The sequence below is a fragment of the Plantactinospora endophytica genome (assembly GCF_016862915.1).
GTDB lineage: Bacteria > Actinomycetota > Actinomycetes > Mycobacteriales > Micromonosporaceae > Plantactinospora > Plantactinospora endophytica.
The window spans coordinates 21,053-36,432 of the sequence record NZ_BONW01000042.1 but is presented as its reverse complement, the minus strand read 5'-3'; the positions used below and the strand labels follow the sequence as shown (position 1 = coordinate 36,432).

General features: G+C 71.5%; 14 protein-coding genes. 6 read left to right on the top strand and 8 right to left on the bottom strand.

Going from position 1 to position 15,380, the window contains the following annotated elements:
* Positions 1 to 290: 290 nt before the first annotated feature.
* Positions 291 to 1,361: an LLM class flavin-dependent oxidoreductase gene (locus Pen02_RS35150; RefSeq protein WP_203870507.1), complete on the bottom strand. Its 1,071-nt coding sequence runs from the start codon at positions 1,359 to 1,361 to the stop codon at positions 291 to 293.
* A gap of 348 nt (positions 1,362 to 1,709) precedes the next feature.
* Between Pen02_RS35150 and Pen02_RS35145 the strand changes: the two genes are divergently transcribed.
* Positions 1,710 to 2,504, top strand: coding sequence for an NADPH-dependent oxidoreductase (locus tag Pen02_RS35145; RefSeq protein WP_203870506.1), 795 nt, complete (start codon positions 1,710 to 1,712; stop codon positions 2,502 to 2,504).
* A gap of 59 nt (positions 2,505 to 2,563) precedes the next feature.
* On the opposite strand, the gene Pen02_RS35140 is transcribed toward Pen02_RS35145, so the two are convergent.
* Complete coding sequence (locus tag Pen02_RS35140; RefSeq protein WP_203870505.1) at positions 2,564 to 2,800, bottom strand: preprotein translocase YidC; 237 nt, start codon at positions 2,798 to 2,800, stop codon at positions 2,564 to 2,566.
* A gap of 299 nt (positions 2,801 to 3,099) precedes the next feature.
* Entirely contained in the window at positions 3,100 to 4,245 is a 1,146-nt protein-coding gene (locus Pen02_RS35135) for an NAD(P)/FAD-dependent oxidoreductase (RefSeq protein WP_203870504.1), read from the bottom strand.
* A 248-nt stretch (positions 4,246 to 4,493) separates the two neighbouring features.
* Here Pen02_RS35135 and Pen02_RS35130 point away from each other — a divergent pair, with 248 nt between their 5' ends.
* On the top strand, positions 4,494 to 5,753 hold the full coding sequence (locus tag Pen02_RS35130) for an acetamidase/formamidase family protein (RefSeq protein ID WP_203870503.1): 1,260 nt from the start codon (positions 4,494 to 4,496) through the stop codon (positions 5,751 to 5,753).
* A 57-nt stretch (positions 5,754 to 5,810) separates the two neighbouring features.
* On the opposite strand, the gene Pen02_RS42225 is transcribed toward Pen02_RS35130, so the two are convergent.
* Entirely contained in the window at positions 5,811 to 6,926 is a 1,116-nt protein-coding gene (locus tag Pen02_RS42225; RefSeq protein WP_239141802.1) for a cellulose binding domain-containing protein, read from the bottom strand.
* A 161-nt stretch (positions 6,927 to 7,087) separates the two neighbouring features.
* Between Pen02_RS42225 and Pen02_RS35120 the strand changes: the two genes are divergently transcribed.
* Complete coding sequence (locus Pen02_RS35120; protein ID WP_203870502.1) at positions 7,088 to 8,542, top strand: glycoside hydrolase family 43 protein; 1,455 nt, start codon at positions 7,088 to 7,090, stop codon at positions 8,540 to 8,542.
* 46 nt (positions 8,543 to 8,588) lie between these two features.
* Here the strand turns inward: Pen02_RS35120 and Pen02_RS35115 are convergent, their stop codons facing one another.
* Positions 8,589 to 9,101, bottom strand: a complete 513-nt coding sequence (locus tag Pen02_RS35115; protein ID WP_203870501.1) for a phospholipase — start codon at positions 9,099 to 9,101, stop codon at positions 8,589 to 8,591.
* A gap of 237 nt (positions 9,102 to 9,338) precedes the next feature.
* On the opposite strand from Pen02_RS35115, the gene Pen02_RS35110 reads away from it, so the two are divergent.
* The gene (locus Pen02_RS35110) at positions 9,339 to 10,355 is read left to right on the top strand and encodes a sulfotransferase family protein (protein WP_203870500.1); all 1,017 of its coding nucleotides are present in this window, start codon (positions 9,339 to 9,341) and stop codon (positions 10,353 to 10,355) included.
* 61 nt (positions 10,356 to 10,416) lie between these two features.
* On the opposite strand, the gene Pen02_RS35105 is transcribed toward Pen02_RS35110, so the two are convergent.
* Positions 10,417 to 11,124 (bottom strand): response regulator, encoded by a 708-nt coding sequence (locus Pen02_RS35105; RefSeq protein WP_203870499.1) that lies wholly within the window; start codon positions 11,122 to 11,124, stop codon positions 10,417 to 10,419.
* Positions 11,121 to 12,344 (bottom strand): sensor histidine kinase, encoded by a 1,224-nt coding sequence (locus Pen02_RS35100; RefSeq protein WP_203870498.1) that lies wholly within the window; start codon positions 12,342 to 12,344, stop codon positions 11,121 to 11,123. The genes Pen02_RS35105 and Pen02_RS35100 overlap by 4 nt, the downstream gene beginning before the upstream one ends.
* 382 nt (positions 12,345 to 12,726) lie before the next feature.
* Here Pen02_RS35100 and Pen02_RS35095 point away from each other — a divergent pair, with 382 nt between their 5' ends.
* Both Pen02_RS35095 and idi read left to right on the top strand, forming a co-directional pair.
* A complete protein-coding gene (locus tag Pen02_RS35095) occupies positions 12,727 to 13,869 on the top strand; it encodes a tryptophan dimethylallyltransferase family protein (RefSeq protein WP_203870497.1) in 1,143 nt (380 codons plus the stop codon).
* A gap of 2 nt (positions 13,870 to 13,871) precedes the next feature.
* Positions 13,872 to 14,486, top strand: coding sequence for an isopentenyl-diphosphate Delta-isomerase (gene idi, locus Pen02_RS35090; RefSeq protein WP_203870496.1), 615 nt, complete (start codon positions 13,872 to 13,874; stop codon positions 14,484 to 14,486).
* Positions 14,487 to 14,537: 51 nt separating this feature from the next.
* Here idi and Pen02_RS35085 read toward each other — a convergent pair whose 3' ends face one another.
* A complete protein-coding gene (locus Pen02_RS35085) occupies positions 14,538 to 15,368 on the bottom strand; it encodes an AfsR/SARP family transcriptional regulator (RefSeq protein WP_203870495.1) in 831 nt (276 codons plus the stop codon).
* Between the last annotated feature and the right edge of the window lie 12 nt (positions 15,369 to 15,380).

Here is a 15,380-nt window from a genome sequence, read left to right as displayed (position 1 = left end):
CTGTTCCGGTCGTCGTCGACCGTCCTCGCAGGTCGTCACCTGACGGCCACCGAAAGTAGACGCGCGCGACCGGCCGGACTTGTCGATCTCCGTGCCGGTCCGCGCCCGGTCGCATCGTCCGGGCCACCCCGCTCTGACCCGACTTCGCCCGGACGTCGGCGGAACGCCGACGCTCGGTCAGGGGCGGCGAGGTTCGGTCGGCAGGCGGTGATGCTCGGTCAGGGGCAGTGACGTCGGGTCGGGGGCGATGCTGGGTCGGGGGCAGTGACGCTCGCTCGGGGAGCGGTGGCTCAGTCGCGCAGCAGCGGCAGTAGTTGGTCCCCCTGGCGGCTGATCTCGGTCAGGTAGGGAGTGTCGGAGAGTACGAAGTGGGTGATGCCGAGGGCCTGGTACCTGCGCAGCGACTTCGCCACGTCCTCGGCCGAGCCGACCAGCCAGGTCGTACCCGCGCCGCCGCCGCCGAACTTCCCGGGCGTGGTGTAGAGGTTGTCGTCGAGTACCTCCCCGCGCGCGGCCAGGTCGAGCAGGCGCTGCTGGCCGACAGCGGCCCGGCGCATCGGATCGGGTGTGCCGGTGCCGGTGCTGCTGCCCTCGGCCATCCGGGCGACCTTGGCCTCGGCGTCGGCCCACGCCTGCGCGGTGGTGTCCCGGACCAGCGTGGTGATCCGCAACCCGAACTCCAGCGGGGCGTGTTCGCGGCCCAGTTCGTCGCCGAGCCGCTTGAGCCGTTCGATCCGCTCCTGTACGCCGTCGAGCGGCTCGCCCCAGAAGAGCTGGACGTCGGCCTCGGTGGCGGCTACCCGCTCGGCGGCGGCCGAGGCACCACCGAAGTAGAGCCGGGGGTGCCGGCGGTCGCCCCGGACGACGGGACGCGGCAGCACAGTGGAGTCGGTGACGCTGAAGTGCTCGCCGTGGTGGGTGACGTGTTCCTCGGTCCACAGTCTGCGGACGAGCCGGATGAACTCGCTGGTACGGGCGTACCGGTGCGCCTGGTCGCCCTCGCTGTCGCCGTACGCCGCCAGGTTGTCCTGGCCGGAGACGATGTTGACCAGCACCCGTCCGTCGGTGAGCTGATCCAGGGTCGCCGCCGCCGAGGCGAAGTTGGCCGGTCGCCAGTAGCCGGGGCGGATCGCGATCAGTGGCCGGAACGTGGTGGTCCGGGCGGCCAGGGCGGTGGCCACCGTGAAGGTGTCCGGTCGTCCCCAACCCGTGCCGAGGAGCGCGCCGCCCCACCCGTGCTCCTCCAGTGCCCGGGCGTGGCTGGTGAGGGTCTGTAGGCTGTTGTGGCTCTCGACGACATCGTCGCCGCGATGCCCGGGCTGGACCTGGTTCGGGATGTACCACAGGAACTCGAGGCTCATGAACGGCTCCTCCGCTTCGTCCGGACGTCGGCGGGTGCGGTGCCGAAGCGGGACGTCGCGGACAGCCGTCGGGCGGGTCCACCCTCCGCGCCGAACCCGACGGTCCGGATCACCGATAAACTCTACTGAGTCGATAGGTATTATAGGGAACGTGTCCGATCCGGTGCCATACCCTCAGCCGCGAGAACGATCCCGCGTACCACGTCGGCGTGCCGGCTCGGCACCAGCCGGCAGCCCGCCGGTGACCCGTGCCCGCCGTCGCCCGGCCGGTCACCGCCACGCCGCCGCTCGGCTCGGCACACCGGCTCCGGTCCCGACCCGGCGTACGACGGACCGAATGGCGCCCCGATGACCGCCGCCGCCCGCTACGGCGACTCCGGCGCCGTCCTCGCCGTGCTCAACGACGTGCTCAGCCTGCAACTCGCGCACCGCTCGGTGCGCAAGTTCGGGCCGCGTCCGGTCACCGACGACGAGTTGACCGCGCTGGTCGCGGCGGCGCAGTCCGCGCCCACGTCGTCCAACCTCCAGCCCTGGAGCGTGGTGGCGGTGCGCGACCCCGCCCGCAAGGCCAGGCTGGCCGGGCTCGCCGGCAACCAGGACTTCGTCGCGCAGGCACCCCTGTTCCTCGTCTGGGTCGCCGACCTCAGCCGAGCCCGGCGGATGGCCGCGCGCGCCGAACGGGAGGTCGCCGCCGCCGACTACCTGGAGACCACCATCATCGGGTTCGTGGACACCGCGCTGGCCGCCCAGAACGCCGTGGTGGCCGCCGCGTCGCTCGGTCTGGGCTCGGTGTTCGTCGGCGCGATCCGCAACCGTCCCGCCGAGGTCGCGGCGGAACTGCGACTGCCGCCGCACGCGGTGGCGACCTTCGGGCTGGCCGTCGGCACACCGGATCCCACCGAGCGCGCCGACGTCAAGCCGAGACTGCCGCAGGACGCCGTACTGCACCGGGAGCAGTACGACGCCGCCGCCGACGGGCACATCGCCGGCTACGACGAGGTGCTCGCCGCGTACAACGCCCGCTTCGGGTTGACCGGCAACTGGAGCGGCAGAGTACTGGACCGGCTGCGGGGGCCGGCGTCGATGGCCGGCCGGCACCGGTTGCGCGAGATCCTCGAACGCCTCGGCCTACCCTCCCGCTGACGGCGGGGGCGGCCGGCACGCCGGCTCCGGGCCCTTGCCGGAGTCGGAAGCGTCGTCGGTCAGTGCACCGAGTCCGGGTGGCCGGTGGTCCCCGAGCTGCCGCCACTTCCGCCGGACGAGCCGCCGGCCATCCCGGAGTTGTCGTCCTCGGTGACGATGTCCGGCCGCTCGTCCGTACCCGCCGGGGCCGGAACCTCGGTCTCCGCGACCACCTGCGTCAACCTGGCCTGGCCGTACTCGTCCTCGGCGTGCTCCGGATCGACCGGCTGTTCACCCTGACGCGCCCGGTATCCCATGGCCGCCTCCCGATGCGCTCTCGGACGCGGCGGTCTGCCGCTGTCGCCCAACCGTGGGCCCGTCCGTACGGTCCGCTTACCCACACCGGGCTCCGAGTCACCCACCGGCACCGGGCGTACCTCGCGGGGAACCGTGGGCGGACTGGCGTGGTTCGCGGCGGCGGCACCGGTTCTCGTACTCCACCGGACCGGGATGCACGGGACGGTGGGCGGGTGTCGTCGCAGAACGTCGCGGTGCGGCAGCAACCGGTCGTTGCCGGCCAGAAGCTCCCACGCCCGGGGAACGTCCCGGCCACGCGCTAGCTGTTGTGCCCGGTGCCTGCGCCGCCGTACCGGTTGAACCGGTCGAACCGGAACGGGGCCAGTTCCTCGCTCCGGTCCTCGCCGAGCACCTCGGCCGCGACCAGGTCACCGGCGTGTACGCAGAGGGTCGCACCGCTGTGCGATACGGCGAAGTGGAAGTTGGCCAGCGCGGCGGCCCGGCCCAGCACCGGCAGGCCGTCATCGGGGATCGGCCGCTCGCCGACCCGTACGTCGCGCACGCTCGCGGCCCGGACGCCGGGGTAGAGCGCGACCGCCGCCTCGACCACCCGCTCGACCGCCGACGGCGCCACCTGGAACCCGCCGTCGTCGGCGACCCGGGCCGCACCGTCGATCTCGGGACTGTGCAGCAGCAGCCGCCCGTCCCCGTCGGGACGGAGGTGCACCCGGGGGGCGTGCACGACCCGGGACACCGCGACCGGGGCCGGCGAGGTCTGCACGAGTACGCCTCGGGTGTTGCGCATCGGCAGCACCAGACCGGCGAGTTCGGCGACCCGGGCGGCCTGCGGTCCGGCGCAGTTCACCACGGCCGCGACGGGGAGCCGCCGCCCGGAGGCGAGCCGGACCGCGCGTACCTCGGCGGCGGTGGTCTCCAGGCCGGTGACGGCGTCGTCGCGGACGACCTCGGCACCGCCGGAGACGGCGGTCGCCAGCAGGTACCCGACCAGCCGGGGCAGGTCGATCCAGCCCTCGCGCGGGAAGTACGCGACCCCGTCCGGCGGCAGTTCCGCTTGGGCCATCCCCGGTTCGAGGCGGAGTACCTCGGCGCGGTCGAGCCAGCGTGCCTCGTACCCGTAGTCGAGGACGCCCGCGACCTTCGCCCGCAGCCGCGCGCCCGCGACGTCGCCGTCGGCCCACTCCAGGTTGCCGCTCTCGTGGTACCAGCCATCCTGCGTCGCCTCCGCCGCCAGCCGGCGGTGCGCCGCCATGCCGGCGACACTCAGCTCGTGGTAGGCCCGGGGCTGCTTGCCGCAGGAGTTGGTCCAGGAGAAGGTCGCGCCGGAAGTGCCGCCGGCCGGTGCCCCGGCGTCGACGACGGTGACCCGGGCTCCCCGACGGGTCAGCCCGGCGGCGACGGCCGCGCCGTAGACCCCGGCCCCGATGACGACCACGTGCGTGACCATGCCGATCGTGCCCCTTTCCGAGGGGGTCGCGCTCCGACGCGTCCGTACGCCATGGTCCGCCGCCGTGGTGGTTCCGGACAAGGTCGGGCCATCGTCGGCGTTCCACTCGGGGGCTCGGCGGATTTGCACGGCCGTCACACGACCGAAACACCGGGCCGGGACTGTGTACCGACCCCCCGATCATCGAAATGGGACACGTCCGAGCATCCGTGGCGGGCGCGGTCCCTGGTCAGCGATGGGAGTTGCGCATGTCCACCAACCACTGGAGTTCGGCGCGTCGGCGAAGCCTGCTGGCCGCCGGTCTGGCGGCGACGTTCGCGGCCGGCACCGGTACCCCCGCCCAGGCGGCGCCGGCAGGACGCGGCGGTCACGGCGGTCCCAAGCCCGGCAGGTGGGACCACCGGCTCAGGTCCACCCCGGACAAACTGCACTGGGGCGGCTTCCCGATCGGCTGGAAGCCCGGCCTGACGATGCGCTCGGGTCAGACCGTCCGGGTCGACACCCTCTCCCACCAGGGCTTCACCAACCCTGCCGTCGACCCGCGCGACTACTTCGGTGCCTTCGGGGTCAAGCCGGACGAGATCCTGTCCGACGGGCTGGCGTTCTGGGAGACGCTGCCCGAGCGTCAGGCCACCGGCCGGCAGTACGGCGGGCACGTGCTGACCGGCCCGATCTACGTGGCGGGCGCCGAGCCGGGCGACACCATCGCCATCGACATCCTCGAAATCGACACCCGGGTGCCGTACGGCTTCAACAACACCGCGCCGACCGGCGGTGTGATGGCCACCTTCTACCCGGGCTGGCGCGAGGGCGACGTGGGCCTGGACATTCCCGCCGAGATCCCGCCCGGTCTGCCGGCCGGCGTCTGGCCGGACGTCCGCACCCACCTCTACCGGACCGGCCTGCACCGGGGTCGGGAGGTGGTCTTCTTCGCCGACGGGATCGTCATCCCGACCCAGAAGTTCATGGGGATCATCGCGGTCGCCCCGCCGACCGGCGAGTTCATCGGCAACACCGAGGACGCCCCGCCGCCGGCTACCGGCGTGCAGAACTCGACGCCTCCGGGCAGGTTCGGCGGCAACATGGACGTCCGCGACCTCAACGTCGGTACGACGCTCTACCTGCCGGTCTTCCAGCCGGGCGGGCAGGTCTTCGTCGGCGATCCGCACAGTTGCCAGGGCGACGGCGAGGTCAGTGGCACGGCCGTCGAGCACTCGCTGGCCGGTACGTTCCGGATCACCCTGATCAAGAACGTGCGGACCGAGCTGCCGTGGGCCGAGACCGACGACCACTGGATGATGATGGGCATCCACTGGGACCTGGACCGGGCGATGCGGATCGCGGTCGAGAAGACCGTCGACTTCCTGGTCACCACGCAGGGCCTGACCGTGCCGAAGGCGTACTCGTTCGCCTCGATCGCGGTGAACTACCACAACGCCGAGGTCGTCGACCGTACCCAGGTGGTGACCGGCTACATCCCGAAGAGCGTCTTCAGGGGCCGCCGCTGACCGGACGGACGCCCCGCCGCCGGCTGCGGCGGGGCGGTGACCGGCCGGGAGGCGGGGTCAGCCGTACGACACCGAGAAGCTGTTCGTGGTGAAGTTCAGCCCGCCCGCCGACGAGGTGATCTCGTAGCCGAACTGGACGTCGCCGACCAGGACGTCGCCGTACCAGCCGGCGGTGCGGATCCAGTTGAGGACGGCGCGGATGTCGATGGTTCCCGAGTTGGTGTTGCTGGTGCGGATGAACGAGAAGACCTCGTTGGCGCCGTTGGAGCCCCGGTAGATCTGCCAGGTGTGCCCGCCGACGGAGGCGGTGGTCTGGAGTGACCCGAGTGGACCGACCGGGCCGGTCTTGTTCATCCACAGCATGATCTCGTACGCGTGGTTGTCGGCCCAGATGTCGTACGTGCTGGCGTACGCCCCGCCGCTCGGTACGGTGACGTTGAAGTTGCTGGTCAGGCTGCCGATCGCGCTGAGGTTGCGGTTCACGTTGCGGGTGGCGTTGGGGTAGGACTTCACGCCGCCGGTGTTCGGGTGGTTGGCGGTGACACCCCAGTTGCTGTACGAGTTGGCCCAGATGCTCTGGCTCCCGGCGCCGCTGCCCCAGATGTTGTTGTAGAGCGTGTACCCGCCGTTGGTCCACGTTCCCCACTGCTCCGACGACCGCCACACGGCGCCACCGGGCTGGGTGGGGGTGGGAGTGGGCGGCCGGGTGGTGGGCGGCTGTCCGGTGCCGCCGCCGGGGGAGCCGGTGCAGGTCACCCCGTTGAGAGTGAACGAGGTGGGCGCGGTGTTGCTGCCGTTCCAGGTGCCGTTGAAGCCGGGGGTGACGGTCGCGTTGGTGCCCAGTGCGGCGTTCCAGGACGCGTTGGTCACCGTCACCCGGCTGCCGCTCTGGCTGAACTCGCCGCCCCAGCCCTGGGTGACGGTCTGCCCGTTCGCGAAGTTCCACGACAGCGTCCACCCGTTGAGCGGGTCGCCGAGGTTGGTCAGCGCGACGTTGGCGCTGAAGCCGCCCTGCCACTGGTTGACGGTGTAGGTCACGCGGCAGCCGGTGGCGGCGCTGGCCGGCGCGCTCAGCACCGCGGTCAGGCCGATGCCGAGCAGCAGCGTGGCGGAGACCGCGAGGCCGGCGCGCAGCCGTCGTCGCAGGTTCCTGCGCAAGTGGGTGGGTCTCATACCTGCCTCCTGGTCGGGTCGGGTCGCCGGTGGCGGCGACGGAGCGTACGGTAGTTAGTTGGGGCATTAAACGAACTATCCACATCCTGCCACCCGAGGGAGGCAGCGACTAGTATCGATATATTGACCCGGTCGTCCCCGCGCCCCGAGAGGAGACACCCATGTCCAGAGCCCTGCACCGGGCGGGGGCGACGTTCGTGGTCGCCGTCCTGCTCCTCACCACCTGGTCACTGGCCGCACCCCGGCCGGCCGCCGCGCTGGACCCGTTCACCGGTTACCTGATGGCGCACTTCACCGGCGAGTCGGCGACCGGCGAGCAGATCTACCTCGCGCACAGCCGGGACGGCGTGCACTGGACCGACCTCAACAACGGCGGTCCGGTCCTGCTCTCCACGGTCGGCACCCGGGGCGTACGCGATCCCGCGCTGGTCCGGTCACCCGCCGGTGACCGGTACTGGATCGTCGCGACCGACCTGCGGATCGCCAGTGGCACCTCGTGGAGCGACGCGGCCAACCGGGGCAGCACCTCGCTGGTCGTCTGGGAGTCGACCGACCTGGTCAACTGGTCCGCACCACGCCTGGTCAACGTCGCGGGCGGCATCGCCGGCGCCGGCAACGCCTGGGCACCCGAGGCCATCTGGAACCCGGCGACCGGGGACTACGTCGTCTACTGGGCGACGAACTCGGCCCGTAACGGCGTGACCAAGCACCGCATCTGGTACGCCCGCACCGGCGACTTCCGCAGCTTCACCGCACCCCAGCTCTACATCGAGCGCGGCGGCACCCAGGGCATCATCGACACCCAGATCGTCGAGGTACCCAACAGCGTCGGCGGCTACCGCTACTACCGGGCCTCGGCCGACGGGCACATCACCGTCGAGGCGAGCAACTCCGTGCTGGGCTCCTGGACGACGCTGGGCAACCTGTCGCACCTGGGCATCTCCAACGGCACCGGCGGTGGCAACGTGGTCGAGGGTCCGATGTGGGCCCAGTTCAACGGGCGCAACGAGTGGGCGCTCTGGCTGGACCAGTTCGCCACCGGGCGCGGGTACCTCCCGATCGTCTCCACCAACCTGGACAGTACGCAGAACTTCCGCACCCACTCGGACTACGCGATGGGCGGCAACCGCAAGCGGCACGGCTCGATCCTGAACCTGACCGCCGCCGAGCAGAGCCGGGTACTCGGCAGGTGGGGGAGCAGCGTGCCGGTGAACCGGATCCAGTCGTACAACTACCCGGACCGGTACGTCCGGCACGTCAACCTCGACGTGCGGATCGACGCCAACGTCAGCCCCGCGCAGGACGCGCAGTTCCGGCTGGTGCCGGGCCTGGCCGGTGCCGCCGGCACGGTCTCCTTCCAGTCGGTCAACTACCCCGGCTACTACCTGCGGCACTACGGCTTCGACTTCCGGCTGGAGGCGAGCGACGGCACCGGCACCTTCGCCGGGGACGCCACGTTCCGCCAGGTCGCCGGGCTGGCCAGCTCGTCGTGGACGTCGTTCCAGTCGTACAACTACCCGGACCGGTACATCCGGCACTACGACTACGTGCTGCGGCTGGACCCGGTCGGCGACGCCCAGGGTCGGGCCGACGCCACGTTCCGGGTGACGAGCTGACCGATGACCGGAGCGGAGGGCGGGCGCCCTCGGCGCGGTGCGCCGGCTACTCGCCCCGGGTGTCCCGGGTGCCGTCGTCGATCTGCCGCGCGGTCACGTCGGAGAGCCCGAGCAACCGGACCGCCTCGTAGTAGGTGCGGGCCAGTCCCCGGCAGGCCGAGCGTTGCAGACCGCCGTACCCGTCGCAGACCGCCCGCAGGTCGACGTGGAACGCGTCGTCCAGCCGGTCCTTGTGGGCGTCGAGGACCCCGAGCGCGGTGAAGTTGCGGTAGCCGAAGTCGTGCCGCTGGCAGGGCAGCCGGAAGTCGAAGCCGAACGGCTCGTCCGGGCTGGTCGTGCAGTAGTCGGTCGTCCAGTCGAACTGGTATTCGGCCCACGGCGCCTGGTCGAGCCGGGCGCTGTCCCACTCCTGCTGACTGGGGCCGGTGGGCTGGGTCCATTGGATGGCGACCGCGAGCCGTTGGGCGTCGGTGACCGCGGCGGTGGCCGCCCCGGGCAGGACCAGCAACAGACCCAGGATGGTGGCCGTTCCGAGAACGGCTCGGACAGTGACGCGCATGCGTGTCCCCCCAAACGACGACCGTGCCACCAAGGTAGCATTCCGTATAGCCGTCGGGCTATATCTTCAATGCCTCGCCAAATGGTCCTGCCGGCGATCGGGACGCCCGGACATTCAGGTGGTGTTTAATAACCCAGGAAAACCTACGGGTACGCTCCGCGCCCGGCACCCGACGTGATTGACAGCCGCTGCCGGGAGAATTTATCGTCGGACCCTCGCGGCCCCATGGAGGTTACGATGTCCTTGACCTTTGTCGTCGGCACCGGCCGGTGTGGGTCGACGATTCTGAGCAAGGCATTGCACACCCACCCGGACATCCTCAGCCTGAGCGAGTTCTTCGCCTCGCTGCGCAACCGTGCCTTTCCGGAGGGGCCGATCGACGGCGAGCGGTTCTGGCGGATGCTCAGCGCGCCGGACCCGGCGATCGACGCCATGGTCCGCAACGGACTGCGCACCCGCGAGCAGGTGTACCCGTACGACACCGGACGGTTCGGCCGGCTCGCCGACGTACCGGCCATCTGCCACATGACGCTGCCGGAGCTGACCGACGACCCGGACGGGCTCTACGACGAACTCGCCGCCGAGCTGCCGAACTGGCCACTTCGGCCGGTGGTGGAGCACTACCGCGACCTGTTCGGCTGGCTCGCCCGACGGTTCGGCCGGCAGACCGTCGTCGAGCGCTCCGGCACCTCGCTGAACTACGTGCACCGGCTGCGGGCGATGTTTCCCGAGGCGCGCTTCGTGCACATCTTCCGCAACGGACCCGACTGCGCGCTGTCGATGAGCCGGCACTTCGGGTTCCGCCTGATGATGCTGCCCCGGACCGCCGCCCGGGTGGCCGGGGTGCCGGTGCCCGGCCTGATCAAGAACCACCTCGACCGGCTGCCCGAGGACTACCAGCGGTTCTTCCGGGGCGACTACAGCCCCGAGCTGATCATGAACGCCGACCTGCCGGTACGCGACTTCGGCGAGTTCTGGTCCTCGATGATCCAGCACGGCGTGCGGGAGCTGTCCGGACTGGACCCGGCCGACCGGCTCGACCTGCGCTACGAGCGGATGGTCGCCGAGCCGACCGCCCAGTTCGCCACCCTGGCCGCGTTCCTCGGGGTGCCCGCCGACCAGCCGTGGCTGGACCGGGTCGGCAAGCTCATGGACGGCTCCCTGACCGGTTCGGCGCAACGGCTCGACCCGCCGGTCCGAGAGGAACTGCTGCTCGCCTGCGCCCCCGGCGAAGAGGCACTGGCACCGGCCTGACGGACTGCTTCAACGGCCCGACCGGGTCAGCGGCCCGACCGGTTCATCGGCCCGACCCGGATCACCGGCCGCCCGGCCGGACCAGCCCGGCCTCGTACGCGGCGATCACCAACTGTGCCCGGTCCCGCGCGTCGAGCTTGCCGAGCAGCCGTCCGATATGGGTCTTCACCGTGCCCAGCGCCACGTGCAGGTCCTCGGCGATCTCGGCATTGGACATCCCGCGCGCGATCAGCGTCAGCACCTCGCGTTCCCGCTGGGTCACCGCCTCCAGGTTGGCGCCCGACCCGACCGGCGGCTGGGCCTGGCCGGCGAACGTGGAGATCAGCCGCCGGGTGATCCGGGGCGACAGCAGCGCCTCGCCGGAAGCGACCACCCGGATGGCGGCCAGCAGGTCGGCGGCGGTGGTGTCCTTCACCAGGAACCCGCTCGCACCGGCCTGCAACGCCGTGTAGACGTACTCGTCCAGGTCGAAGGTGGTCAGGATGAGCACCCGTACCGACTCGGTGTCCGGGTTGGCGCAGATCTGCCGGGTCGCCTCGATGCCGTCCAGTTCGGGCATCCGGACGTCCATCAGCACCACGTCGGGCCGGTACTGCCGGGTCATCCGCACGGCCTCCGCGCCGGTGCCGGCCTCGCCCACCGGGACGAAACCCGGGGTGGCGTCGAGCAGCGCCCGGAAGCTGTCCCGCAGCAGGGCGTGGTCGTCGGCGATCAGCACGCCGATGTCCGATCCGGACGGTGCGGCCGGGGCAGCCTGGACGTCGGTCATGCGCTCTCCTCCGAGGCGTCGTACGGGATGTCGGCGATCACCTGGAACCCGCCCCGGGGCAGCGGGCCGGCGGACAGGGTGCCGCCGTACATGCTCACACGTTCCCGCATCCCGATCAGCCCCTGACCGCCACCGGAGCGTCCACCTGCGGAGCGGTGCGCCCCCCGGCCGTCGTCGACCACCTCGATGTGCACCTCACCGTCCCCGGTGCGTACCCGCACCCGGCAGTGCGCCGCCTGCGCGTGCTTTATCACGTTGGTCAGCGCCTCCTGCACGATCCGGTACACCGTCAGGTCGACCGCCTTGGGCAACTCGTCCGTGCCGTGCACGCCGAGGTCCACCCGCAGCCCCGCCGAACGCAGCCGCTCGGCCAGGTCCGGCAGGTCGGCGGTGCCCGGCGCCGGGCTCAGCTCGGCCGCCGATTCGGAGTCCGACCGCAGTACCCCGAGCAGTCGGCGGATCTCGGTGAGCGCGGCCCGGCTGGTCTGCTCGATGGTGCCCAGCGCGGCGCGTACCTCCTCGGGGCGCTCGGTGGCGATGTGGTTGGCCACCGTCGCCTTCACCGCGATCAGGCTCATGCTGTGTCCGATGATGTCGTGCAGCTCCCGGGCGATCCGCAGCCGCTCCTCGGACACCGCGTCCCGGGCCAGCCGGCGGGCGGCGTCGGCCCGGACGCCGCGCCGCCACCGTACCAGCCGCCCGGTCACCCAGGCCGCGGCGAGGGTCACCGTCACCATTCCCAGGTCGACCGGCCACCAGAGCGGCACCTCGCTGCTCGCGGCGTCGGCGGACGAGGGTCCGTACAGGTCGTAGAACCAGGGAATGGTGGCGACCGCGGCGGCCAGCGTGCCGGCCAGCGACAGCGTCGCCAACACCGGCCCGTGCGCGGTGGCCACGGTGTACAGACCGAGGGCGACCGAGGCGTAGGTCACCCAGATCACCCCGGCACCGACCGCGCCGAACGCGGTCGCCGCCGCCGCCGTCACCGCCACCCAGGCGAACACCGGTAGCGGCCAGTGGCGCCGCAGCGCCAGCGGCAGCCCGACCGCCGCGCCGACCAGCCAGGCGATCCAGGCCGGCCCGTCGAACGGGCGACCGGGCGGATCGAGCGCGGCGGCGGCGGCCAGGTAGGCCAGCAGCACGGCGACGGTGATGTCGATGACGGCCCGGATCCTCGATCCGGTGAGCCAGGTGAAGCTCCCGGGGGAGTCGGAGCGCATGCCAGAACGCTATACCGGCGGGCTGCTCCGCACATGCCTCCCAGGTCTGACCTGGATCTCTGACCGTGGTCGGACGCGTCGGCGCCGTGCCGCGCGGGACGATACCTTTCAGCGGTCCCCGAAAAAGTGCCGACCGACGTTTTCCGCCCCGTTGCGGACGCCTCTGCCCGACCGCGCCCGTACGCATAGCGCGCCCCGCCCCGAGCGCCGGACGAATTCGATTCCCGTCGGCCTCGTACGCCCTTGATTATCGTTCGATTATCTATGTTTTATAGATCAGATATCGATGGCCCCGACATGATGAGTCACCGTGTCGTGAAGCGATCGGTCCGGGCAGCGGGCCCGTCGCGCTCCGGTGTTTCGACTGAATGGGGATCCGCACGTGACCTCTCACTTCCAGAGACCTCCGCACACACCCGATCTCACCCTCGGCGCACTGCTGCGCGACCAATTCGCCGGTCTGCTGACGGCGGTCGGTGCCGGGGCACAGTACGACTCCGGCATGCGACTGCTCGAGACGTTCCTCGGCGACGTCGTCGCGCGCCGGGTGGGCGCCCCGCCGGCCTGGCCCTCCGACGTCGCCGACGACCACTCCCCGGTGGAGTGGTCGGTGGCGTTCGAGCCGAACCGGGCACCGTCGGTCCGGATCCTCGTGGAGCCCATCGCGGCCTACCCGAGCCACCGGTCGAACACCCGGCACGCGCTGAGCGGGCTGAACCGGCTGCTCGGGCACCATGGACTCTCGACGAACCGGCTGCTCTCGCTCGGTGACCTCTTCTTTCCGCAGCACGCCACCGGGCTCTTCGCGCTCTGGTATTCGATCGTGCTGCGGGACGAGCACCCGGAGGTCAAGGCGTACCTCAACCCGGCGGCGGGCGGCCCGGCCAACAGCGCCGAGCTGGTCCGCGAGGCACTGCACCGGCTCGGCTTCGGCGAGGGCTTCCGGGTGCTCCAGGACTCCGGCCTGAGCCGGGGACCGGGCCTGGACAGTTGCGGCTACTTCGCACTCGACCTCAACGACGGGCCGGACGCCCGGGTCAAGGTCTACGTCAGCCACCGGGCGGCCAGCGCCGACGACGCCGTCCGGGCGGCCAAGGCGGTGCCCGGGATCGACCTGGACCAGGTACGCGAGTTCTGCCGACTCGCCGGTGACCAGGGCGACCGGCACGACCGCCGGCCGTTGATGTCCAGCTACTCGTTCCTGTCCCGACGGCGGGACACGCCGAGCGGGTACTCGTTGTACATCCCGGTGCGCGACTACGTGGCCGACGACCGGGAGGCCCGGGAGCGCGTGATCGCGGTGCTGGAGCGCTTCGGGCACGACCCGACCGGCTGCGAGGACGCCATCGCCGCCGTCGCCCGCCGGCCACTCGAACAGGGGAGAGGGCTGATCTCCCACATCTCGCTGCGGATGGGGGTACCCCGACCCGGGGTCACCGTCTACCTGTCCACGGAGATCTATGGCGTCAAACCCGTACAGAGCGGCAGACCGGGCGTCCTCGCCCTGGCCCGAACCGAGGAGTGAGCGTGCAGACCCTATCCGTAGTCGAGCAGGAGTCCACCGAGTCCGTCGTGCTGTGCGGCCCGGACGGCTCGGCCGCCGGCCAGATGCTCAAGCGGGACGTACACCACGCCGAGACGCCGCTGCACCTGGCGTTCTCGTGCTACGTGTTCGACGCCTCGGACCGCCTGCTGGTCACCTGGCGGGCGCGGAGCAAGAAGACCTGGCCGGGGGTACGGACGAACAGTTGCTGCGGCCACCCGGGCCCCGGCGAGTCCATGCGGGACGCCGTCGTACGCCGGCTGTGGCAGGAACTCGGGGTGTCGGTGCAGCGGCTCGACCTGGTACTGCCCCGGTTCCGCTACCGGGCGGTGATGGCCGACGGGATGGTGGAGAACGAGCTGTGCCCGGTCTACCGGGCGTACGCCGACTCCGCCGCGATGCTCACCATCAACCCGGCGGAGGTGGACTCGGCCGAGTGGTACCCGTGGCACGCCTACGTGGCCGACGCGGCGGCCCGGCCGGGATCGATCTCGCCCTGGTCGGCGTTGCAGGTCGCGGAACTGGTCGACCTCGGCGCCGATCCGGCGAGCTGGCCGGTACGGGACGACTCGGAGCTGCCGGCGGCGGCGGTCGCGTGACGGCACCGGCGCGTCCGGTCCCCGCGTACCGGGGATCGGGTCGCGCCGGCGTCACGCCCGCAGCGCAGGCCGGGTGGGCAGGAGGCCCGGGTGCCCGGCCCGCGTCGGGTCCCCGGGCACCCGGGCCCCGACCGGCTCCGGTACCCGCCGCGCCAGCTCGCCGGTCAGGATCGCCTGGTACGCGTTGCGTAACGTCGGCCCCGGATCCGCCCCGAACGCGTCGGCGAGCAGCCGACACCCCTCCTGGTACGTCGCGAACGCCTGGGCCTGCCGGTCCGACAGGTACAGTGCGGTCATCAACTGTGCCCGGATGCGCTCCCGCATCGGGTAGGCGCCGACCAGGCCGATGAGTTCCGGGATCAGCCGGGCGTGCCGGCCGAGCGCCAGTTCGGCCTCGATCCGGTTCTCCAGCGCGTCGAGGCGCTCCTCGTCGAGGCGGGGGCAGGCGGCATCCGCCAGCAGTTTCGTCACGCCGGTCAGCGTGGGGCCCTGCCAGAGCGCCAGGGCCGTGTCGAGGAGTTCGGCCGCCCGTTCGTAGCGGTGCTCACCCATCGCGGCCCGGCCGGCCCCGGACAACCGGACGAAGTCCTGGTAGTCGAAGCTGGCCGAGCGGAGTTCCAGGAGGTATCCGGAACCCTGCCGGTTGAGTTCGGCGGTGTCGTCGAACTGGCGTCGCAGCCGCGACGCGGCCGTGTAGATCTGGGCCTGCTGGGTCTCCGGCATGTCGTCGCCCCAGAGCACCCCGCTGAGCTGGTGGTCGGTGAGCACGTGCCCCCGGGCCAGCAGCAGGGCGGCCAGCAGGGTCTTCTGCTTGGTGCCGTTCAACGGCACCTCGTGCCCGTCGCGCCACAGCTCGACGGGCCCAAGGATACGGAATTCCACTGCTATGTCACC